Origin of the sequence: Stappia sp. WLB 29 (assembly GCF_023507705.1) — a bacterium.
GTDB lineage: Bacteria > Pseudomonadota > Alphaproteobacteria > Rhizobiales > Stappiaceae > Stappia.
Window position 1 is genome coordinate 411,902 of the sequence record NZ_JALBGD010000001.1, and the last position, 21,297, is coordinate 433,198.

General features: G+C 67.7%; 17 protein-coding genes. 1 reads left to right on the forward strand and 16 read right to left on the reverse strand.

Features of this window, described 5'->3' with window-relative positions; all coding sequences use genetic code 11:
* Positions 1-185 precede the first annotated feature (185 nt).
* The 13 genes from rseP to MNI96_RS01990 all read right to left on the reverse strand — a co-directional run bounded on the left by rseP (position 186) and on the right by MNI96_RS01990 (position 17,278).
* Entirely contained in the window at positions 186-1,322 is a 1,137-nt protein-coding gene (rseP, locus tag MNI96_RS01930; protein ID WP_249689873.1) for an RIP metalloprotease RseP, read from the reverse strand.
* A gap of 60 nt (positions 1,323-1,382) precedes the next feature.
* The gene (gene dxr, locus MNI96_RS01935) at positions 1,383-2,591 is read right to left on the reverse strand and encodes a 1-deoxy-D-xylulose-5-phosphate reductoisomerase (RefSeq protein ID WP_249689876.1); all 1,209 of its coding nucleotides are present in this window, start codon (positions 2,589-2,591) and stop codon (positions 1,383-1,385) included.
* A 57-nt stretch (positions 2,592-2,648) separates the two neighbouring features.
* Entirely contained in the window at positions 2,649-3,512 is an 864-nt protein-coding gene (locus MNI96_RS01940) for a phosphatidate cytidylyltransferase (RefSeq protein ID WP_249689878.1), read from the reverse strand.
* Positions 3,509-4,279 (reverse strand): isoprenyl transferase, encoded by a 771-nt coding sequence (locus tag MNI96_RS01945; protein WP_249689880.1) that lies wholly within the window; start codon positions 4,277-4,279, stop codon positions 3,509-3,511. The genes MNI96_RS01940 and MNI96_RS01945 overlap by 4 nt, the downstream gene beginning before the upstream one ends.
* Before the next feature lie 41 nt (positions 4,280-4,320).
* The gene (frr, locus tag MNI96_RS01950) at positions 4,321-4,884 is read right to left on the reverse strand and encodes a ribosome recycling factor (RefSeq protein WP_249689883.1); all 564 of its coding nucleotides are present in this window, start codon (positions 4,882-4,884) and stop codon (positions 4,321-4,323) included.
* Between the two features lie 137 nt (positions 4,885-5,021).
* A complete protein-coding gene (gene pyrH / locus MNI96_RS01955) occupies positions 5,022-5,741 on the reverse strand; it encodes a UMP kinase (RefSeq protein WP_249689885.1) in 720 nt (239 codons plus the stop codon).
* Positions 5,742-5,863: 122 nt separating this feature from the next.
* The gene (tsf, locus tag MNI96_RS01960) at positions 5,864-6,787 is read right to left on the reverse strand and encodes a translation elongation factor Ts (protein WP_249689887.1); all 924 of its coding nucleotides are present in this window, start codon (positions 6,785-6,787) and stop codon (positions 5,864-5,866) included.
* Between the two features lie 125 nt (positions 6,788-6,912).
* A complete protein-coding gene (gene rpsB / locus MNI96_RS01965; RefSeq protein ID WP_249689889.1) occupies positions 6,913-7,707 on the reverse strand; it encodes a 30S ribosomal protein S2 in 795 nt (264 codons plus the stop codon).
* A gap of 490 nt (positions 7,708-8,197) precedes the next feature.
* Positions 8,198-11,638 (reverse strand): DNA polymerase III subunit alpha, encoded by a 3,441-nt coding sequence (dnaE, locus tag MNI96_RS01970; RefSeq protein WP_249689891.1) that lies wholly within the window; start codon positions 11,636-11,638, stop codon positions 8,198-8,200.
* Between the two features lie 969 nt (positions 11,639-12,607).
* Positions 12,608-13,330, reverse strand: a complete 723-nt coding sequence (locus MNI96_RS01975) for an ABC transporter ATP-binding protein (protein WP_502960288.1) — start codon at positions 13,328-13,330, stop codon at positions 12,608-12,610.
* Positions 13,327-14,631 (reverse strand): lipoprotein-releasing ABC transporter permease subunit, encoded by a 1,305-nt coding sequence (locus MNI96_RS01980; RefSeq protein WP_502960289.1) that lies wholly within the window; start codon positions 14,629-14,631, stop codon positions 13,327-13,329. The genes MNI96_RS01975 and MNI96_RS01980 overlap by 4 nt, the downstream gene beginning before the upstream one ends.
* A 101-nt stretch (positions 14,632-14,732) precedes the next feature.
* Entirely contained in the window at positions 14,733-16,061 is a 1,329-nt protein-coding gene (gene proS / locus MNI96_RS01985) for a proline--tRNA ligase (RefSeq protein ID WP_249689895.1), read from the reverse strand.
* Positions 16,062-16,663: 602 nt separating this feature from the next.
* A complete protein-coding gene (locus MNI96_RS01990; protein WP_249689897.1) occupies positions 16,664-17,278 on the reverse strand; it encodes a hypothetical protein in 615 nt (204 codons plus the stop codon).
* Between the two features lie 172 nt (positions 17,279-17,450).
* Here MNI96_RS01990 and trmFO point away from each other — a divergent pair, with 172 nt between their 5' ends.
* Positions 17,451-18,863, forward strand: coding sequence for a methylenetetrahydrofolate--tRNA-(uracil(54)-C(5))-methyltransferase (FADH(2)-oxidizing) TrmFO (gene trmFO / locus MNI96_RS01995; protein ID WP_249689899.1), 1,413 nt, complete (start codon positions 17,451-17,453; stop codon positions 18,861-18,863).
* A 64-nt stretch (positions 18,864-18,927) separates the two neighbouring features.
* Here the strand turns inward: trmFO and MNI96_RS02000 are convergent, their stop codons facing one another.
* From MNI96_RS02000 to secF, 3 genes are all read right to left on the reverse strand, one after another.
* Positions 18,928-19,806 carry a phytoene/squalene synthase family protein gene (locus MNI96_RS02000; protein ID WP_249689901.1) on the reverse strand — a complete coding sequence of 293 codons (879 nt, stop codon included), beginning with the start codon at positions 19,804-19,806 and terminating at the stop codon, positions 18,928-18,930.
* Positions 19,807-19,888: 82 nt separating this feature from the next.
* Positions 19,889-20,287: an Mth938-like domain-containing protein gene (locus MNI96_RS02005; RefSeq protein WP_249689903.1), complete on the reverse strand. Its 399-nt coding sequence runs from the start codon at positions 20,285-20,287 to the stop codon at positions 19,889-19,891.
* Positions 20,288-20,310: 23 nt separating this feature from the next.
* Positions 20,311-21,285 (reverse strand): protein translocase subunit SecF, encoded by a 975-nt coding sequence (secF, locus tag MNI96_RS02010; RefSeq protein WP_249689905.1) that lies wholly within the window; start codon positions 21,283-21,285, stop codon positions 20,311-20,313.
* Positions 21,286-21,297: the final 12 nt, after the last annotated feature.

Here is a 21,297-nt window from a genome sequence, read left to right on the forward strand (position 1 = left end):
GCTTCGCCTTCGCTTTTCTGCCAAGCCCTTGATACGTCGCCCCGGGCAACGGACACGGCAGTCGAGATTCTCTATATCCGTCAGTCGTTTTACAGGCTTTTGGATCGGACGCAACCGCCCAGGCTCCGCAAAACCCGTTTCCCGTCGGATCGTTGCACCTTCGACACGCTTCTTACCCTGTCCCGCTACAGGGATGTCAGGTGAAGCACGTCATTCCAAGTCGCGAACACCATCAGAAACAGCACGATGGCGATCCCGATGCGGAAACCGTATTCCTGCGCCCGCTCGCTGAGCGGCTTACCCCGCAAGGCCTCCGCGGCGTAGAACATCAGGTGTCCGCCGTCGAGCATGGGAATGGGCAGCAGGTTCAAAAGGCCGATGCTGACCGACAGCACGGCCGTCAGGTTGAGCAGTGCGCCGAAACCGAGCGTCGCGACCTGCCCGGAAATCTGCGCCACGCGGATCGGCCCGCCGAGCTGGTCGGCGGATTCGCGGCCCGTGACGATGCCGGCAAGGTAGCCGGCGGTGCGCGTGACCACGAACCAGGTCTCGCGGCTGCCCTCCACGACGGCCTCGACAGGGCCGAAGCGACGGACCACCACGTCTTCCTCGCTGGCGCTGCGGCTGACGCCGAGCAGGCCGACCGACTGGACATTGCCGAAGCGGTCGGTGATCTCGCGCCGCTGCGGCGTCACCTCGATGGTGAGCTGCTGGCCGCCACGATCCACCAGCATGGCGAGCGGCAGGTCGGCGCTGACGCTGACGATGCGCTGCATGTCGGAGAAGGTCTCGATCCGCTGCCCGTCGATGGCCAGCACCAGGTCGCCCTCCATCAGGCCGGCGGCCTGGGCAGCGCTGTCGGGCTGGACCGCGTCGACGCGCGGCGAGATCTCCGGCCGGCCGAACAGGCCGAACAGCAGCGCGAAGATGACGATGGCGAGAATGAAATTGGCGATGGGGCCGGCGGCGACGATGGCCGCGCGGCGCGAGACCGGCTTGGTCTGGAAGGCGCCGGCGCGCTCCTCCTCGCTCATGCGGGCAAGCGCCTCTTGGTCGGGTACGCTCGCCTCGTTCTCGTCGCCGGCGAATTTGACGTAGCCGCCGAGCGGAATGACCGAGAGCTTCCAGCGCGTGCCGTGGCGGTCGTTGCGGCCGAACAGTTCCGGCCCGAAGCCGACCGAAAAGGCCTGCACCCGCACCCCGCACCAGCGCGCCACCAGGAAGTGGCCGAGCTCGTGGAAGAACACGACCACGGTGAGCACGAACAGGAACGGCAGGGCGTAGCCTGCGAAAGACCCGAACAGCGATCCGATCAGTTCCATGTCATCTCCTTGCCGGACCGGCAGTTTCGTCCTTGCATATTAACAACCCGTTCGCGGGCCTCAGCCCGCCCGTGCCGCAATCGATTCCCGCGCCGCGGCCCGGGCGACGGCATCGATGCGCAGCACGTCGTCGACGCAGCCCGGCTCGACGAGGTCGCCGGACGCGGCCATGCGCTCCAGCACCCTCTCCGCCGTGGCGGCGATCCCGAGAAACCCGATCCCGCGATCCAGAAAGGCCCTGACGGCGATTTCGTCTGCAGCATTGAGAGCGGCCGTCGCGGCGGTGCCCGCGATCATCGCCTCGCGGGCGATGCGCAGGGCCGGGAACCGCGCCGGGTCCGGTGCCTCGAAGCTGAGCGTTGCCAATGCGGCGAGATCAAGGCGCTGTGCCGGCGTCGCCATCCGGCGCGGCCAGGCGAGACAGTGCGCGATGGGCGTGCGCATGTCCGGCGCGCCGAGCTGGGCGAGCAGCGAGCCGTCGCGATACTGCACCATGCCGTGCACGACGGATTGCGGATGGACCAGGACATCGAGCTGGTCCGGTCCCAGCGGAAACAGGTGGAAGGCCTCGATGATCTCGAAGCCCTTGTTCATCATCGTCGCGCTGTCGATGGAAATGCGCGCGCCCATGCTCCAGTTGGGATGGCGCAGCGCCGCCTCGGGCGACACATGGCGCATCTCCTCCAGCGACAGGGTGCGGAACGGCCCGCCGGACGCGGTCAGCGTCAGCTTCTCCACCTGGTCGAGATTGCCGCGCTCCAGCACCTGGAACACGGCATTGTGCTCGGAATCGACCGGCAGGATGGTGGCGGAGGCCCTGCGCGCGGCCGCCATGAACAGATCGCCCGCGCAGACGAGGCATTCCTTGTTGGCAAGGCCGATGGTGGTGCCGCGCGCCGCCGCCGCGATGGTCGGCGCAAGGCCGGCCGCCCCGACGATGGCCGCAATCACCATGTCGGCAGGGCGCATGGCGGCCTCGCACACCGCCTGCGGCCCGGCCGCTGCGGTGATGCCGGTGCCGGCAAGCGCGTCCTTCAGCCGCTGGTAGGCGGCAGGGTCCGCGACCACCGCATGCTCGGCACCGACCTCGATAGCGGCGCGCGCCAGCTCTTCTGCGCGGTCGTTGGCGGTGAGCGCCACCACCTGGAACCGCTCGCGGTTGCGGGCAACGAGATCGAGGGTGGAGCTGCCGATGGAGCCGGTCGCGCCGAGCACGGTCAGGCGCTGCGGCTCCGCGGCCGCGCCCACACCTGCCCCCTGCCCGCTCATGGCGGTCTCCATGCTGCCGACTTCCACCTTCAAGATCTCAATGTCCCTGCCAAGAATTCAGTATCCCTGCAGGGCGATCACCGCGCCGACCGGATCCACCAGCGAGCCGGCAAGGACGGCCGCCACCAGGTAGCCGAGCACGCCGGCGCCCGTCAGGCCGTCGACCCGGTCCATGACACCGCCATGACCGGGAATGATATGGCCGGAATCCTTGACGCCGAAATGGCGCTTCAGGGCCGATTCCAGCAGGTCGCCGGCCTGCGAGAAGACCGACAGGATGCCGGCCGACACGATCCACAGCGACAGCGGCACGCGCCCGACAAGCGCGCCCATCGCGGCGCCGACGAGAAGGGCTGCAGCCAGCCCGCCGAGCGCACCGCTCCAGGTCTTCTTCGGCGAAACGCGCGGCCACAGCTTCGGTCCGCCGATCCGCCGGCCGGCGAAATAGGCCAGGATATCGGTTGCCCAAACGACGGCGAACAGGAAGAGGATCATCACGAAGCCTTCCGCACCGTGCCGGAAGGCGATCAGCGCGACGCCGGTCAGGCCGGCATAAAGCACCCCGGTGCCCATCCAGCCGACGGACGCTGCGCCCGAGACCTGCCCCCACACCCATAGCAGTGCGGCGAAGGCGAAGGCCAGCCCCAGCGCCAGCGGCACGAGGCCGAGCGCCGCGGCAACCAGCATCAGGGCAATGCCTGCGGCAGATACCAGAACCGCGAGACGCTGGCGGCCGGCGCGAACGATCACCGTCCATTCCTGCAGGAGGATAGCGGAGCAGAGCGCCGCACCGGCGGCGAAGAACCAGCCGCCGAGCCAGGTGACGGCCAGAACCGCAGGAGCCAGCAGCAGGGCAGAGACCACCCGCAGCTTCAGCTCGCTCGCCCTGGGCCTGCCTCCCCCCGCGGCCCCGCCGGTCATCTGGCGACTTTCGCCGAAAGGCCTCCGAACCTGCGGTCGCGGGCCGAATAGGCCTCGATGGCGCGGTCGAAGGCCGCCTCGTCGAAGTCCGGCCAATGCAGGTCGGGGAAATAGAACTCGCTATAGGCGGACTGCCACAGCAGGAAGTTGGAGAGCCGCTGCTCGCCGCTGGTGCGGATGACGAGATCGGGATCCGGCAGGCTGGCGGTATCGAGCCGCGCAGCAATGGCGGCCTCGTCGACCGCGGCGGGCGCGATGCGGCCCGCAGCAACATCCTCGGCCAGGGCGCGCATGGCACGCACCATCTCGTTGCGGGCGCCGTAGTTGAAGGCGACGACGAGGGTCATGCCGGTATTGTCGCGGGTAAGGTTCTCGCCCTCCTCGATCAGCGACAGGATCGACGGTTCGAGGCCGCTGCGCTCGCCGATCATCCGCACCCGCACGTTCTGCCGGTGGATCTCGGCAAGGTCGCGCCGCACGAAGCGCTCCAGCAGCGCCATCAGGAAGCCGACCTCGGCGGCCGGCCGGCTCCAGTTCTCGGAGGAGAAGGAGAAGATCGTCAGCACCTCGACGCCGCGCCGGGCGGCGTGCTTGACGGTGCGCCGCAGGGCCGTGACGCCGGCCCGGTGGCCTTCGGTGCGCGGCAGTCCGCGAGAGACCGCCCAGCGGCCGTTGCCGTCCATGATGACGGCGACGTGCCGCGGCACGGCGATCCGCTCCCCGGCTTCGGCCGGGGCGGACACGTCAAGGCCAGCCGTCACCGTCATCTCGTGCTCCCCGCCGCTTGGATCGGACCGCGATCCTGGGGTCAGATCTGGGAGATTTCTTGTTCCTTCTTCGCCAGCATGGAATCGATTTCCGCGATCATGTCGTCGGTCATCTTCTGGACCTTGTCGGCGTGGACGCGGCTGTCGTCCTCGCTGATCGCCCCGTCCTTCTCCAGCTTCTTCAGCGTGTCCATGCCGTCGCGGCGCACATGGCGCACGGCGACCTTGGACTGCTCGGCATACTTGTGCGCGATCTTGATGAGATCCTTGCGGCGCTCCTCGTTGAGCTCTGGGATCGGCAGGCGCAGCGTGGTGCCGTCGACGACCGGATTGAGGCCGAGGTTGGATTCGCGGATGGCGCGCTCCACAGCGCCGACCATCGACTTGTCCCACACCTGCACGGAGATCATGCGCGGCTCGGGCACGCTCACCGTCGCCACCTGGTTGATCGGCATCTCGGATCCGTAGGCGTTCACCGTGATCGGATCCATCATGTTGGCGGAGGCGCGGCCGGTGCGAAGGCCGGCGAGATCCGTCTTCAGCACGCCGAGCGCGCCGTTCATCCGGCGCTCGAGGTCGCCAAAATCGATACCCTGGTCCGCCATCTTGTCCTCTCTTATTGCAGCATCTCCCGTGAAATCCGGGAGGCTCGAAACCCTTGGCGTCTTATTTCCATGACGGCGGCCGCAAAGGCAAGGCCCTGCAAGCGCTTTTGCAAGGGATGCCTCGCCGCCCGGCCCTGCTAGTCGGAGATCACCGTATAGCGGCCGGTACCGTTCATCACGTCGACCAGGGCGCCGGGGGTGCGAATCGAAAAGACGATGACGGGAATGGCATTGTCGCGCGCCAGTGCGATGGCGGTGGCGTCCATCACCTTGAGGTCGCGCCCCAGCACCTCGCCGGGGGTGAGCGTGTCGTAGCGCTCGGCGTCCGGCACCTTCTTCGGGTCGTCGGAATAGACGCCGTCGACGCTGGTGCCCTTCAGGAACGCATCGCAGCGCATCTCGGCCGCACGCAGGGCCGCGCCGCTGTCGGTGGTGAAGAACGGGTTGCCCGTGCCGCCGGCGAAGACGATGACGTCGCCGTCTTCCATGTAGCGCTCGGCGCCGCGCTGGGTGAAGGTCTCGCAGATCGAGGGCACCGGCACGGCGGACAGGACGCGGGCCGGAACGCCGAGGCGCCGCAGGGCATCGGCCAGCGTCAGCGAGTTCATGACCGTGGCCAGCATGCCCATGTGGTCGCCGGTGACGCGATTGCCGCCCTTGGCGGCGATGGCCACGCCGCGGAAGATGTTGCCGCCGCCGACGACGACGCCGACCTGGGCGCCGAGCGAGACCGCCTCGGCAATTTCCTTGGCCACCCGGCCGACCGTCTCAGGGTCGATGCCGAAGTCCTGCGAGCCCATCAGCGCCTCGCCGGAGAGCTTGACCAGCACGCGCCGCCAGCGGAGTTTTCCCGTCATTGTTCTTCTCGTCGTGATCAGGGCCAGTGTGTCTTGAGCAGACACGAAAACGCAAGCCGATCCGTCGGACGGGCTTGCGCGCATAGAAGAAGGGCGCCGGAATGACCGGCGCCCTTCTGGACTTAGTTGCCGACGGCCGCCGCGACTTCCGCGGCGAAATCGGTCTCTTCTTTCTCGATGCCTTCGCCGAGCGCATAGCGCACGAAGCCGACCAGCTTCACCGGCTTGCCCAGCTCCTTGCCGCAGGCCTCGACGGCCTGCTCGACGGTCTTGTCCGGATCGATCACGAAGGCCTGCTTCACGAGGGTGACTTCCTCGTAGAACTTGCGCAGACGGCCCTCGACCATCTTCTCGATGATGTTCTCCGGCTTGCCCGATTCGCGTGCCTGCTCGGCGAAGATCTGGCGCTCGCGCTCCACGACCTCCGGATCGAGGTCCTCGACGCTCAGCGACAGCGGGTTGGTCGCGGCAACGTGCATGGCGACCTTGCGGCCGAAGGCTGCGAGCTCGCCGGCATCGCCCTCGGACTCCAGCGCCACCAGCACGCCGATCTTGCCGAGATTGTCGGCGATCGCGCTGTGGACATAGGTCGCGACGACGCCCGACGACACCGACAGGACGGCGGCGCGGCGCAGCGACATGTTCTCGCCGATGGTCGCGATGGCGTCCTTGATCGAATCGGAGACGGACTTGGACGAGCCCGGGAAGGTCGCGTTGCCGAGAGCCTCGACATCGCCGCCGACCGACAGGGCCGCCTTGGCGGTGCCGGAGACCAGCGCCTGAAACGCATCGTTGCGGGCGACGAAGTCGGTCTCGGAGTTCAGCTCGACGACGGCGGCCTTGGTGCCCTCGGCGGCGACGCCGACCAGACCCTCGGCGGCCACGCGGCCGGCCTTCTTGGCGGCCTTGGCCAGACCCTTGGTCCGCAGCCAGTCGATGGCCGCTTCCATGTCGCCGTTGTTCTCGGTGAGGGCTGCCTTGCAGTCCATCATGCCCGCGCCGGTCTTCTCGCGGAGCTCCTTCACCATCGCAGCGGTAATGGTCATAGATTGCCTCGTTGACGGGTTGTCACCCCGGCAGCTGTAGCCGAGGCCATGCTTAAGAATGATGACAGGCGCCGCCGGAAAGGCGGCAGCCGGCGGAAGATGTCCTCCGGCCCGGGTCTATCCCGTCAGGCCTGGGCTTCTGCAGCCGCTTCCGCGGGAGCCGCCTCGGCAGCTTCCAGCGCCGGCTCCACCGGAGCCTCCTCGGCGGCACCGACGTCGATGCCCATGCCGCCCTGGGCGCGGGAGATGCCGTCGATGGCAGCGCGCGCGATCAGGTCGCAGTAGAGGGTGATGGCGCGGCCGGCGTCGTCATTGCCCGGAACCGGGAAGTCGATGCCGTCCGGATCGCAGTTGCTGTCGACGATCGCGGCGACCGGGATGCCGAGACGCTTGGCTTCCTGGATGGCGATGGCCTCGCGGTTGGTGTCGATCACGAAGATCAGGTCCGGCAGGCCGCCCATGTCCTTGATGCCGCCCAGGTTCCGCTCGAGCTTCTCGCGCTCGCGGTCCATGAACAGCCGCTCCTTCTTGGTGAGGCCGCTCGGGTTGCCGAGGGTCTCTTCCAGCTTGCGCAGGCGCTGGATCGACTGGGAGATGGTCTTCCAGTTGGTCAGCATGCCGCCGAGCCAGCGGGCGTTGACATGGTACTGGGCCGAACGGCGGGCCGCGTCGGCAACCGACTCCTGAGCCTGGCGCTTGGTACCGACCAGCAGCACGCGGCCGCCGGCGGCAACCGTGTCGGACACGGTCTTGAGCGCCTGGTGCAGCAGCGGCACGGTCTGGGCGAGATCCAGGATGTGGATGTTGTTGCGCACGCCGAAGATGTAGTTCCCCATCTTGGGGTTCCAGCGGTGCTTCTGGTGGCCGAAGTGGACACCGGCTTCCAGCAGCTGGCGCATCGTGAAATCGGGCAGGGCCATAGCCTTGCAACTCCTTGATTTTCCGGTTGTACCTCCGCAGGGTGTGACAGCGCTCAAGCACCGACACCGGATGGACCCCGTCCGTGACGAAAACCGACCCTGCGTGTGGAATGCGCGCGTTATACTGACCTGCGCGCCACAAGACAAGCCCCGCCGGCCCGCCTTTTGCCTCGCCCGCCGCGAAAAAGATGCGAACGACGGGAGGGTGCGGTGCTGTTCCGGAGGCGCGTGAGTCGCGGTGGGGGGAGTTGTACGCCGCTGGGCGCAACGCCGAGGCCTGAGCCGAACCGTTCGGGGTTACTGGATCCCGTTCTTCGGCAAGCCTGAACCGGGACGACAGGCTGAAGGACGGGCGCGCGTCGTCGCGCATCTTCGCTGCCGCTCTGGCAGCCAATAGGCCTTGGTGCGCGCTGCGCTTGGCCGGGGTGACGGCCGAGGGGATGCGAGCGGGCGTGCCCCTTTCCCAGGACGTCGCCCCTGCCCGACCCGGTCAGGCCAGTTGCACCTCGACGACGCCGGGGATGGTCTTGACCGCGCCGGCCATCTGCGGCGTCAGGCGGTAGCCGCCCGGCAGCTTGACCTCGACCTCGCGGTTGCCGTCGCCGCACAGCACCACGACGCTGACCTCGCCGTCGCCCCGGTCGCCCAGGTGCCGCGACAGCCGCGACACCGCCTGCTCGTTGCGCAGGAAGACGGTGAGGCTCTTCTGTACGCGCGAGGCCTCCTCCTCCAGCGGGCGCACCGACTGGATGCGCAGGCTCGGCTCGTCGTCGCGCATGTCCGCGCCGACCAGCAGCACCACCGAGACGCCCGGCTCCAGCGCATCGCGGAACTGCGCCAGCGCCTCGGAGAACAGCAGCGCCTCGAACTGGCCCGTGGGATCGGACAGGCGGACGATGCCCATGCGGTTGCCGGAGCGGGTCTTGCGCTCCTGGCGCGCCAGCACCGTGCCGGCGAGACGGCCGGCGGAGGCGCCCTGCTTCACGGCCTGCGAGAACTCGCTCCACATCTGCACGCGCATGCGCTCCAGCAGCGGGCGATAGGCATCGAGCGGATGGGCGGAGAGATAGAAGCCGATGGCCGCCTGCTCGCGCTGCAGCTGCTCCTCCGGCAGCCAGGCCTGCGCGTCGGGCAGATGCACCTCCTCGCCCTCCTCGCCGCCGCCGAACATGTCGTTCTGGCCGCTGGTCTTTTCCTCGTCGGTCCGCTGGGCGACGCCGATGATGCGGTCGAGCCCGGCGACGAGCCGTGCGCGGTTGCCCTCCAGTTCGTCGAAGGCCCCGGCATTGACGAGGCTTTCCAGCGTCCGCTTGTTGAGCTGGCGCGCGTTCACCCGCGAGGAGAAATTGCCGAGGCTGGTGAAGGGACGATCCTCGCGCATGGCGATGATGTGCTCCATCACGCCTTCGCCGACGCCCTTGATCGCGCCCATGGCGTAGCGGATCTTGTCGCCCTCGACGGTGAAATGCACGCCGGAGCGGTTGATCGAGGGCGGCAGCACCTTGATCCCCATCCGCCGCGCCTCGACGCAGAAGTCGCTGAGCTTGTCGGTGTTGCCGAGATCGAGCGTCATCGACGCGGCCATGAACTCGACCGGGTGGTTCGCCTTCAGCCAGGCCGTCTGGTAGGAAACGAGCGCATAGGCGGCGGCGTGCGACTTGTTGAAGCCGTAATTCGCGAACTTGGCGACCAGGTCGAAGATCGTGCCCGCCTGCCCCTTGTCGACGCCGCGCTCGACCGCGCCCTCGACGAACCGGGCGCGCTGCACCTCCATCTCCGAGGCGATCTTCTTGCCCATGGCGCGGCGCAGCAGGTCGGCTTCGCCGAGCGAGTAGCCCGAGAGCACCTGGGCGATCTGCATCACCTGCTCCTGGTAGACGATGATGCCGTTCGTCTCCTTCAGGATCGGCTCGAGCAGCGGATGCAGATAATCCGGCTCCTGCTCGCCATGCTTGACCGCGTTGTAGACCGGGATGTTGTCCATCGGGCCGGGACGGTACAGCGCCACCAGTGCGATGATGTCCTCGAACCGGTCGGGCTTCATGCCGGCGATGGCCCGGCGCATGCCCTGGCTTTCCAGCTGGAACACGCCGACCGTCTCGCCGGCCGCAAGCAGGCGGTAGGTCGCCGGGTCGTCCATCGGCAGGCTCGCCATGTCGACGGTGACGCCCTTGTCGGCGATGAGCTTGACCGCCGTGTCGATCACCGTCAGCGTCTTGAGGCCGAGGAAGTCGAACTTCACAAGGCCGGCCTGCTCGACCCACTTCATATTGAACTGGGCGACCGGCATGTCGGAGCGCGGGTCGCGGTAGAGCGGCACCAGCTGCTCCAGCGGCCGGTCGCCGATGACGACGCCGGCAGCGTGGGTCGAGGCGTGGCGGTAGAGGCCCTCCAGCTTCTGCGCCATGGCCAGCAGCCGCGCGACCGTCTCCTCCTCGCGCTGCGCCTCCTGCAGGCGCGGCTCGTCGCGGATCGCCTGCTCCAGCGTGATCGGCTGGCCCGGCACCGCCGGCACCAGCTTCGACAGGCGGTCGACCTGGCCGTAGGGCATCTGCAGCACGCGGCCGACGTCGCGCAGCACCGCGCGGGCCTGCAGCGTTCCAAAGGTGATGATCTGCGCCACCTGCTCGCGCCCGTACTTGCGCTGCACGTAGCGGATGACCTCTTCGCGCCGGTTCTGGCAGAAGTCGATGTCGAAGTCCGGCATCGACACGCGTTCGGGATTGAGAAATCGCTCGAACAGAAGCGCATAACGCATTGGATCTAGGTCTGTAATGGTCAACGACCATGCGACTAGGGAGCCCGCACCCGAACCACGGCCCGGCCCCACCGGAATATCCTGCGCCTTCGCCCACTTGATGAAGTCGGCAACGATCAGGAAGTAGCCGGGAAAGCGCATGCGCTCGATGACGCCGAGCTCGTAGTCGAGCCGGTCCCAGTAATCCTGCTCGCCGACGTCGTCGGCAAGCCCGTGCACCTCGAGCCGGCGCGCCAGACCCTCGCGCGCCTGCCGCCGCAGTTCCTCGACCTCGGCGATGAAGGCGGCTTCCGGATCGGCGGAGGCGCCGGCGAATTGCGGCAGGATCGGCGAGCGCTTCTGCGGCCGGGCATGGCAGCGCCGGGCGATCTCCACCGTATTCGCCGTCGCTTCCGGCAAATCCGCAAAGAGTTCAAGCATTTCGGCGCGGGTCTTGAAGCGATGCTCCGGCGTCAGACGGCGGCGGTCGTCCTCGATGATGACGCGCCCCTCGGCAATCGCGATCAGCGCGTCATGCGCCTCGTAATCGTCGGCGGTTGCGAAGAACGGCTCGTTGGTGGCGACCAGCGGCAGGCCGAGTTCGTAGGCGAGCCGGAGGGTCGCGGCCTCGCTGGCGATCTCCTCCGGCATGTCGTGGCGCTGCAGCTCGACATAGAGGCGGTCGCCGAAGGCTGAGGCGAGTCGCGCCAGGCGCGCGTGCGCCTTGTCCGGCTCGCCGGCGACCAGCGCCTGGCCGACCGGACCGCCGACGCCGCCGGTGAGCAGGATGACGCCGGCCGAACGGTCCTCCAGGCGCGAGATCGGGATGTGTGCGCGCATGGACGGGTCGGTGTCGAGATAGGCGCGGCTGACCACGTCCATCAGGTTGCCGTAGCCCTCGTCGGTCGCGGCCAGCAGCACCACGTCGCCAAGATGCTCGGTGCCCCGCCCCTTGCGCACGCCGCCGTCGCCGAAATCGACGGCAAGCTGCACACCGGTGATCGGTTGGATGCCGGCGCCCCAGGCCTTGTCGGAGAACTCCAGCGCGCCGAAGAGGTTGGACGTGTCGGTGATGGCGAGCGCCGGCTGGCCGTCGGCGCTGGCGAGCCCTACGAGCTTGCCGATCGGCAGCGCGCCTTCCAGCAGCGAATAGGCCGAATGGACCCTGAGATGGACGAAGCCGGGATCGCTCATCTGTACCCGCCGTTCCTGCCTGCCGAAAGTGCCGGGCGGCGCGCATGCGATCAGGGCTGTTGCGCGATCGGGAAAGGCGGCCGCCTGTCGTGGTCGAGCGGACAGTGTTTCCCGTCCGCCCGCCGATGTCGACCCGTCGCGTCCGCCGATCCCCAGATATGGGCATGCCATGCACCGCGCATTTCACACGGGCGGCCGGCGCGCCCCAGGCGTCAGGCGTCAGGCGGTCAACAGTTCGGCGATGGCGCTGCTCCACAGCAGCATGGTGGTGCCGAACAGGGTCAGTGCCGCCAGTGCGGCCAGGTCCTGAAAACTGTCGCGGAACTCATCGAACATGGTAGCCTCCCTTACCCAGGAACTCTCGGTGAACTCTCGATAATCCGAGTATGTTCATGTTTTGTTCTTTGTGCAACCCCCTCACGCCGACGGCACGACTCATGGTTAGCACAGGGTTAAACCGGCCCTGGAGGACCGGGCGCCAACATCAACGTAGGGGAGCGGCAGAAAGCCTCTCTGCCACTCCGGGAACGAATGGGCCCCGGCGCACGCTGCGCTTGGCCGGGGTGACGGCCGAGGGGATGTGAGGTCTTTGCCAATCTCCTCAGCCGTCTTCCCGGCCGCAGGCGAAGCCGGAGAGCCGGAGCCATTGGCACCTTCAGCGGGCATGAGGCGGGAGCGCATCGCCACCTCCGCGGCTGTCATACCCGCGAAGGCAGGTAGCCCGTATCCGCCGGGGCGCGTGGGTTTTGCGAAGGCATCCGTTCGGTAAGAGAAGCTCGCGGCGACGTCGGGGTCTGAGCCGAACCGTTCGGGGTTACTGGATCCCAGTCTTCGGCTTCGCCGAAACCGGGACGACAGGCCGAGCGTGGGCGCGCATCGGCGTTTCCTCGCAACCGCTCTGGCAGCCAATAGGCCCGGGCTCTCGCGATGCTCGTCCGGAGTGACCGCAGAGGGATCTGGGTGACGACGTCAGAGCTCGATGATCTGCTGGTCGCGCAAGGTGATGCGGCGGTCCATGCGGCCCGCCAGCTCCATGTTGTGGGTGGCGATCAGCGCGGCAAGGCCGGAGGCACGAACGAGCGCCACCAGCGCGTCGAAGACATAGCCGGAGGTACCGGGATCGAGATTGCCGGTCGGCTCGTCGGCCAGCAGGATGCGCGGCGCATTGGCGACGGCGCGGGCAATCGCCACGCGCTGCTGCTCGCCGCCCGACAGCTCCGACGGGCGATGGCTCGCCCGGTTGCCGAGACGCATGTAATCGAGCAGCTGGCTCGCCCGCTCCTCCGCCTCGCGCTTGTCGAGCCCGCGGATCAACTGCGGGATGACGAGGTTCTCCAGCGCCGTGAACTCGGGCAGCAGATGGTGGAACTGGTAGACGAAGCCGAGCTCGGTGCGGCGCATGCGCGTGCGTTCGGCATCTTCCATGCTGCCGCAGGCCAGCCCGCCGACATAGACCTCGCCGCTGTCGGGCCGCTCCAGCAGGCCGGCGATATGCAGCAGGGTCGACTTGCCGGCGCCCGAAGGGGCGACCAGGGCGACGAGCTCGCCCGGATGCAGCGCGAGGTTGGCATCGACCAGGATGTCGAGCTTGCCCTCGCCCTCGCGAAAGCTGCGGTTGATGCCGGCAAGCACCAGCGGCAGGTCGCCGAGTGCGTCGGTCAGGGCCTGGTCCTGTTCGTGAGCCATGGTCATTCGTATCTCAGCGCCTCGACCGGATCGAGCCTGGCGGCCCGCCAGGCGGGATAGAGGGTCGCCAGCAGCGACAGCACCATCGCCATCACCACGACGGTGAAGGTTTCGCCGGTGTCCATGTCGGCCGGCAGGCGGCTGAGGAAATAGAGTTCGGGCGAGAACAGCTCGGTGCTGGTCAGCCAGGAAATGCCCTGGCGGATGCTCTCGACATTGAGGCAGACGACGAAGCCGAGCACGAAGCCGGCCAGCGTGCCGACGATGCCGATGCTGGCGCCGGTGATCAGGAACACGCGCAGGATGGTGCCGCGCGTCGCGCCCATCGTGCGCAGGATGGCGATGTCGCGGCCCTTGTCCTTCACCAGCATGGTCATGCCGGAAATGATGTTGAGCGCCGCCACCAGCACGATCAGGGTGAGGATCAGGAACATCACGTTCCGCTCCACCTCCAGAGCGGAGAAGAAGGTCATGTTGCGCGCGCGCCAGTCGCTGACGAAGGCGGGCCGCCCCGCCCCCTCCTCCACCGCGGTGCGCATCGGCCCGACGCTGTCGGGATCGTCCGTGAAGACCTCGATGCCGGTGACGATGCCTTCCTGGTTGAAGAAGAGCTGCGCCTCCTCCAGCGGCATGAAGGCGATGGTGCCGTCGTATTCCGACATGCCGATCTCGAAGATCGCGCGCACCGGATAGCCCTTGACCCGCGGGGTGACGCCGAGCGCGGTAACATTGCCGCGCGGCACGACGAGGGTGACCGTGTCGCCGACGGTGACGCCGAGCTGGCGCGCCATGCGCGTGCCGATGGCAAGGCCGCCGGCCGTGTCGAAGCCTTCCAGCGTGCCGACACCGACCGTGCTGGCGACCAGCGGCAGCTTGACCATGTCGGCCTCGCGCACGCCGCGCACCAAGGCGCCGAAGGCGCCGGAGGGACCGGAAATCAGCGCCTGCCCCTCGACGAAGGGCAGCGTGAAGGTGACGCCCTCGAGATTCTCGATCCGCGCGGCGACGGCATCATAGTCGTCCAGCTCGCTGCCGATGGGCTGCACCAGCAGGTGGCCGTTGATGCCGAGGATCTTGGACAGAAGTTCACCGCGGAAGCCGTTCATCACCGCCATGACGATGATCAGCGTCGCCACGCCCAGCATGATGCCGAGGAAGGAGAAGCCGGCGATGACGGAGATGAACGCCTCGCGGCGCCGCGAGCGGAGATACCGCCCTGCCAGCATCCATTCGAACCGGGCGAAGGCCGGCGTGTCGACGGACTTCGCCGACCCGGCTCCAGGCTTTGCGGCTGCGTTCATTCCCATTCCCTGTGCCAGTCGCGACCGGGCGGTCTTGCCCGGGCAGGTTCAGCCGGCGGCGGTGGCCCCCGCGCCCGGGATGCCGGCCCCGCGGGGCCGGCCCCTGGTCAGGACGCCAGCTCGCCGACGAGACGAGTGACAGCTTCCTGTGGCGAAACCGTGCTGCGCTCGCCGCTTGCCCGGTTCTTGATCTCGACCACGCCGTCCTTGAGGCCGCGCGGTCCGACGATAAGCTGCCACGGCAGGCCGATGAGGTCCATTGTCGCGAACTTCGCCCCCGCCCTCGTGTCGACGTCATCCACAAGCACCTCGATGCCGGCGGCGGTCAGCTGGCGCTCCAGGTCGGCACAGGCCGCGTCCGCCTCCGCATCGCCCGGCTTCATGTTGACGAGGCCGACATGGAACGGGGCGACCGAGGCCGGCCACTTGATTCCCGCTTCGTCGTGATGCGCCTCGATGATCGCGCCCAGAAGACGCGACACGCCGACGCCGTAGGAGCCCATGTGCACCGGCACCTCGATGCCGTCCGGGCCGGCGACCTTCGCCCCCATCGGCTCGGAATACTTGGTGCCGAAATAGAAGATGTGGCCGACCTCGATGCCGCGCGCCGACATGCGCGCCTCCTCCGCGACCGCCTCGTAGGCGGCTGCATCGTGCATCTCGTCGGTCGCCGCGTAAGGAGTCGTCCAGGCGTCGATGACCGGGGTCAGGTCGGCGTCGAAGTCCGTGTCCGCGCCCGGGATCGGCAGCTCGAGGATCGCTTTGTCGCAGAACACCTCGCTCTCGCCGGTAGAGGCGAGGATGATGAACTCGTGGCTCATGTCGCCGCCGATGGGACCGGTGTCGGCGCGCATCGGGATCGCCTGCAGGCCCATGCGGGCAAAGGTGCGCAGATAGGCGACGAACATGCGGTTGTAGGCATGGCGCGCCCCTTCCTTGTCCAGATCGAAGGAATAGGCGTCCTTCATCAGGAACTCGCGGCCGCGCATGATGCCGAAGCGCGGGCGCACCTCGTCGCGGAACTTCCACTGGATGTGGTAGAGGTTGAGCGGCAGGTCCTTGTAGGAGCGCACCGAGGCCCGGAAGATGTCGGTGATCATCTCCTCGTTGGTCGGCCCGTACAGCATCTCGCGCTCGTGCCGGTCGGCGATGCGCAGCATCTCCTTGCCATAGGCGTCGTAGCGCCCGCTCTCGCGCCACAGGTCGGCCGGCTGGATCGTCGGCATCAGGAGTTCCTGCGCGCCGGCCCGGTTCTGCTCCTCGCGCACGATCTGCTCGATCTTGCGCAGCACCCGCAGGCCCATCGGCAGCCAGGCATAGATGCCGGCCGCCTCCTGACGGATCAGGCCCGCACGCAGCATCAGCCGATGCGAGACGATTTCCGCCTCCTTCGGCGTTTCCTTGAGAATGGGGAGAAAGGTGCGGGACAGGCGCATCGGCGTGCTTCTCGGACTTCGGTGGCTGGCAGGAACGGCGCGCGATTGCAACGCCTGAAGTTTGCGCAGTGAAAGCGCATGCGCCGGGAAAACACAAGTCCTGCCAGTGCCGAAGGTGGCGGGAAACCGCGAAAATCGCGCGACCCGTTCAGAGCCGCGCGAGTTCAACCCCCTGCCCGCAAAAAAATTGGGCTGCCCTTGCACAAAATGGTGACAAGGGGATAACGATGCGCTATGGTCCGTTCTCATAACAAGGCAAGAAGCTGCAAGGCTTAATTTGCCGAAAAACAGACATCGCGGTCTGAGTCTTGGGAGGAAGAGCCTTCTGGCGCGTCGTAACTGACTGCTGCCCGCCGAAACAGATCTTTTTTGCCTTTGGCGAACGAAGGTGCGATACGCGAAACCTAGAAAGCAAGGCCTTGTGCCTTGCTTTTTTCTTTTCCGGCCCCCGCGTCGACTCAAAACATGCTTGCGCAATACGCAAGACCCACAAGCAGGCAGCCGCTTTCGCCCAGTGAAAAACGAAAGCGGCTGCCTGCAGATCTTGCAGAGGTCTTTTCCGAAAAATGCGCCCTCGCCCTTGCGGACAATCGCGAGGGCGCTCAGCTGCGCTCGGCGAACCAGGCGTCCAGCGGCATGATCACCGGCGGGACACCATTCGCCTCCGGCCAGGAATCGACCGCGAAGGCTGCGCCGCCCTCGGTCTCGCGCACCACCGCCGTCGCATGCGGATAGCGGCCGTCGAGGAAGAAGCCGCGCGCCACGGGACTGGCCACCCGATGATGGGCGAGATAGCCGGCGCGGGCGGCGACGCTGAGCACGCTGGTGGTGTTGGTCGCCTCGTCGATGCAGTCCATCTGTCCCGGCACGCCGGCATTGTGCAGATCGTAGCCGCCGACATCCTTGTCGGAGCCGACGACCGGACCGATGGTCTTTTCCGACCAGGCGACGGCCTCGGCAATCGCCGCGCGCTCGGCCGCCGGCGATTTGCGCCCCCTGGCGAGGATCGCCTTGAGGCGGCGCATATGGGCGGGCGAGAAGTCGAAGGGCGTCTTCAGCGCGCAGCCGAAGGCATGGCAGACATAGATGCGGGTGCCGGAGGGCGCGACGCCGCCGCGCGCCGAGTACCAGCCGCCGATATTGCCGGAGGCCTGTCCGGCGCAGCCGGCCAGCAGCAGGCCACCGAGCGCAAGCAACGCCTTGCCGCGCGGCGCCATGCCCCGCCGTCCCGCATTCCCATCCCGAATCATCGTGCTCCCCCGGCCCTTGTCCCCTCTGTTATCCTTCCTGCGTTTGCCTGATGGAAGGGGACGCGGTAAGTCAGCCTTGAAACGGACACGCCCGGACGGCATCTGCCACTGGGAACGACAGCGCGGAGAGTGTAGCGAGATGCAGCCAGTTCATGTCATCGGCGGTGGCCTTGCCGGTTCGGAGGCAGCCTGGCAGCTCGCCCGGCGCGGCGTGCCGGTGGTGCTGCACGAGATGCGCCCGGTGCGCGGCACCGATGCGCACAAGACGCAGGACCTTGCCGAGCTGGTCTGCTCCAACTCCTTCCGCTCCGACGATGCCGAGCAGAATGCCGTCGGGTTGCTGCATGCGGAGCTGCGCGACGCCGGCTCGCTGATCATGGCCAGCGCCGATGCGCACCAGGTGCCGGCCGGCGGGGCGCTCGCCGTCGACCGCGACGGCTTTGCCGCCGCCGTCACCGCAGCGCTCGAAGCGCATCCTTTGATCACCATCCGGCGCGAGGAGATCGCCGGCCTGCCGCCCGCGGACTGGGACAGCGTCATCATCGCCACCGGGCCGCTGACCTCGCCCGCCCTGTCTCAGGCGATTCTGGAGGCGACCGGCGAGGATGCCCTCGCCTTCTTCGACGCCATCGCGCCGATCCTGCATTTCGACAGCGTCGACCTCGACACCTGCTGGTTCCAGTCGCGCTACGACAAGCCCGGCCCCGGCGGCTCGGGCAAGGACTACATCAACTGCCCGATGGACAAGGCGCAATACGAGGCCTTCATCGACGCCCTGATCGCCGCCCCCAAGGCGGAGTTCAAGGAGTGGGAGGAGAACACGCCCTATTTCGACGGCTGCCTGCCCATCGAGGTGATGGCCGAGCGCGGCCGCGAGACCCTGCGCCACGGGCCGATGAAGCCGATGGGCCTGACCAACGCGCACAAGCCGGACCAGAAGCCCTATGCGGTGGTCCAGCTGCGCCAGGACAACGCTCTCGGCACGCTCTACAACATGGTCGGCTTCCAGACGAAGCTGAAGCACGGGGCGCAGCTCGAGGTGTTCCGGATGATCCCGGGGCTCGAGGACGCGGTCTTCGCGCGGCTCGGCGGCCTGCACCGCAACACGTTCCTCAACTCGCCGAAGCTGCTGGACGGCACGCTGCGGCTGAAGAGCCGCCCGGCGCTGCGCTTCGCCGGCCAGGTGACGGGCTGCGAGGGCTATGTGGAATCGGCGAGCGTCGGCTGCATGGCGGGCCTCTTCGCAGCGGCCGAGCGGCTGGGCGAGGCCTGCCCGCCGCCGCCGGAGACGACCGCGATGGGCGCCCTGCTCGGCCACATCACCGGCGGGCATATCCTGCGCGACGAGCCGGGCCCGCGCTCGTTCCAGCCCATGAACGTGAATTTCGGCCTGTTCCCGCCGATCGAGGCGCCGAAGACCGACGAGGACGGCCGCCGGCTGAAGGGCAAGGACAAGACCAGGGCGAAGAAGCTCGCGATGACCCGCCGCGCCCGCACGGACTTCGCCCGCTGGATCGCCGGCACCGTACCCGTGCGCGACGCCGCCGAATAGGCGAGAAGCGGCGCGCACAAACAGGGCATGCCGCGCGACGCCGCCGAATGCGGCAAGCCGCAGCTCACGCGGTGGAGCTGCGGCAGCGCTTGCGTGCGCGGCGCCAGGAGCGCCACAGGATCCAATGCTTGGCGAGCGGCGACAGGTCGACGACCGTGTTCAGCGGATCCTCGCCGCGCCGCTCGATCCGCGACAGCAGCGGTTCCGCCAGGCAGACCGGCAGAAAGGCGGGGATCGCCTCGCCCGGAACGTCGCCGATGCGCCGGCGCAGGGCATCGAGATGCCGGCGGGCGATGGCGACGAGATCCGAGATCACGCCCTTCAGCTCCGGCGTCGCCTCGCCTGCGAACACGCGCTCGCGGTCGACGCCATGCGCATCAAGCATGTCCCCGGGCAGGTAGAGCTGGCGGCGGCGCGCATGCCAGGGCAGAGCGCGCAATAGGCCGGTGATGGCATAGGCGACGCCGGCATGGCCGGCCGCCTCCGCCGTGCCCGGATCGCGCCCCTCGCAGAGGATCATCGCGGCCAGCTGAATCAGCACCGACGAGGTCTCCCCCGCATAACCCTCCAGATCGCCGAGCGTCGGCATCGGGTCGTCGTAGAGGTCGAAGACCCGCGCGTCGATCAGATTGACGAACGGCGCGAGCGGCAGGGAATTGGCGGCAATCGTCTGGCGTATCGCGCCGGCAACCGGGTGCTGGTCGACATCGGCTCCTGGCGGCGCCTCCAGCGTGTCGCGCCACCACTGGAAGCGGATCTCGCCGGGCATGGGATCGGAGACGATCTCGCGCGCCCGCGCGATCTCCATGTTGAACGCATAGAGCGCGGCAAGCCCGTCCCGCGCCGCTCCACCGGTGTAGAGCAGCGACAGGTAACGGTCGAAGTCGAACTTGCGCACGAGGGAGAGGCAATGGCCGTCCCCCGTGCCATCCTTGGCCCACATTCAGGGACACCTAGCGCGCGAACGGGAAATGGGGAGCCCGGAACGGGCAGAAGAATGCGGGACGGCGGCCGGACGGGACCGGTCAGTCCACTGCCAGCAGGACCGCGGCGACCGCCCGGTCCTCGGAGAGAAGCACATTGTAGGTCCTGACTGCCGCGCCGGTGGACATCGGATCGGCCATGATGCCGGCTTCGCGCGCTGCGGAGCGCAGGTCCGCGGTCAGCGGCACGAGGTCCGCCCCGGTGCCGACCAGCAGCACCTCGATATCCGCGACCTCCTCGAAGACGCGCTCCAGCGCATCCCGGTCGAGCTGCTTCGGTGCCAGGTCCGCAAACCCGTAGATGCCGCTGGGAACGCACAGGATCGAGCCGCGATGCGACATGCCGGCAAAGCGGAAGCCGCCATTGCCGTAGGCCTCGATCGGCGCGCGGCCGGGAAAGTGCGCGTCGCGAATGACGATGCCCTGTCCGCGGCCGGCCATGTGCTGGTCTCCCTCGCCGGCGATCAGGCGGAGGCGGCCGGGGAGCCGCCCGCCGACGCCTTGCCCTCGCCGCCGCCCGGCGTGTCCCCGTCCTCGCCGGCAATGCTCGACGGGCGCAGGTTCAGCAGGATCAGGAACGGCGCGGCCAGGAAGATCGACGAATAGGTGCCGATCACCACGCCGAAGATCATCGCCAGCGTGAAGGAGCGGATCACCTCGCCGCCGAAGAAGTAGAGTGCGGCGAGCGCCAGCAGCGTGGTCAGCGAGGTCATCACCGTGCGCGACAGCATCTCGTTGATCGAGCGGTCGAGCAGGTCCGGCAACGGCTGCTTCTTGTATTTGCGCAGGTTCTCGCGCACGCGGTCATAGACGACCACGGTGTCGTTCAGCGAATAACCGATGATCGTCAGGATCGCCGCGATGCTCGACAGCGAGAAGTCGAGCTGCAGCACCACGAACAAGCCTACCGTGACGACGATATCGTTGATCGTCGTCAGGATCGCGCCGACGGCGAAATGCCACTCGAAGCGGAACCAGATGTAGAACAGGATGACGAGCAGCGAGGCGACGACGGCGATCAGGCCGGCTTGGGCCAGCTCGCCGGACACGCGCGGGCCGACAACCTCGACGCGGCGGAACTCGACGCTCTCGGCGAAGCTCTCGCGCACCAGCGACACGACCGCCTGCTGTGCCATCTCGCCGCCTTCCGGCTGCTGCACGCGCACCAGAACCTCGTCCGGGCCGCCGAACTGCTGCACCTGGACATCGCCGAGATTGAGCGTGCCGAGCTGAGTGCGGATCGAGGCGATGTCGGCGGGCGACTCCATCGTCTTCATCTCGAAAACGGTGCCGCCGCGAAAGTCGATGCCGAAATTCAGGCCGACCGAGAAGAACAGCGCGATCGAGGCAAGGAACATGATCGCCGACAGCGGATAGGACACGGTCCTCATCCTCATGAAGGCGATGTGGGTGTTTTCCGGGACAATCTTCAAGAGCATGGTCTTTTCTCC

Bases quoted from the DNA above. Each gene is read 5' to 3' on its own strand.
- tsf (WP_249689887.1), bottom strand. From the start codon at position 6,787: ATGACCATTACCGCTGCGATGGTGAAGGAGCTCCGCGAGAAGACCGGC.
- secF (WP_249689905.1), bottom strand. From the start codon at position 21,285: ATGCTCTTGAAGATTGTCCCGGAAAACACCCACATCGCCTTCATGAGG.
- dxr (WP_249689876.1), bottom strand. From the start codon at position 2,591: ATGAGCGGGCAGGGGGCAGGTGTGGGCGCGGCCGCGGAGCCGCAGCGC.
- MNI96_RS01990 (WP_249689897.1), bottom strand. From the start codon at position 17,278: ATGGCGCCGCGCGGCAAGGCGTTGCTTGCGCTCGGTGGCCTGCTGCTG.
- trmFO (WP_249689899.1), top strand. From the start codon at position 17,451: ATGCAGCCAGTTCATGTCATCGGCGGTGGCCTTGCCGGTTCGGAGGCA.
- MNI96_RS02005 (WP_249689903.1), bottom strand. From the start codon at position 20,287: ATGGCCGGCCGCGGACAGGGCATCGTCATTCGCGACGCGCACTTTCCC.
- MNI96_RS01980 (WP_502960289.1), bottom strand. From the start codon at position 14,631: ATGGGAATGAACGCAGCCGCAAAGCCTGGAGCCGGGTCGGCGAAGTCC.
- rpsB (WP_249689889.1), bottom strand. From the start codon at position 7,707: ATGGCCCTGCCCGATTTCACGATGCGCCAGCTGCTGGAAGCCGGTGTC.
- dnaE (WP_249689891.1), bottom strand. From the start codon at position 11,638: ATGAGCGATCCCGGCTTCGTCCATCTCAGGGTCCATTCGGCCTATTCG.
- rseP (WP_249689873.1), bottom strand. From the start codon at position 1,322: ATGGAACTGATCGGATCGCTGTTCGGGTCTTTCGCAGGCTACGCCCTG.
- proS (WP_249689895.1), bottom strand. From the start codon at position 16,061: ATGCGCCTGTCCCGCACCTTTCTCCCCATTCTCAAGGAAACGCCGAAG.
- pyrH (WP_249689885.1), bottom strand. From the start codon at position 5,741: ATGACGGGAAAACTCCGCTGGCGGCGCGTGCTGGTCAAGCTCTCCGGC.
- MNI96_RS01945 (WP_249689880.1), bottom strand. From the start codon at position 4,279: ATGACGGTGACGGCTGGCCTTGACGTGTCCGCCCCGGCCGAAGCCGGG.
- frr (WP_249689883.1), bottom strand. From the start codon at position 4,884: ATGGCGGACCAGGGTATCGATTTTGGCGACCTCGAGCGCCGGATGAAC.
- MNI96_RS01975 (WP_502960288.1), bottom strand. From the start codon at position 13,330: ATGACCATGGCTCACGAACAGGACCAGGCCCTGACCGACGCACTCGGC.
- MNI96_RS01940 (WP_249689878.1), bottom strand. From the start codon at position 3,512: ATGACCGGCGGGGCCGCGGGGGGAGGCAGGCCCAGGGCGAGCGAGCTG.
- MNI96_RS02000 (WP_249689901.1), bottom strand. From the start codon at position 19,806: ATGTGGGCCAAGGATGGCACGGGGGACGGCCATTGCCTCTCCCTCGTG.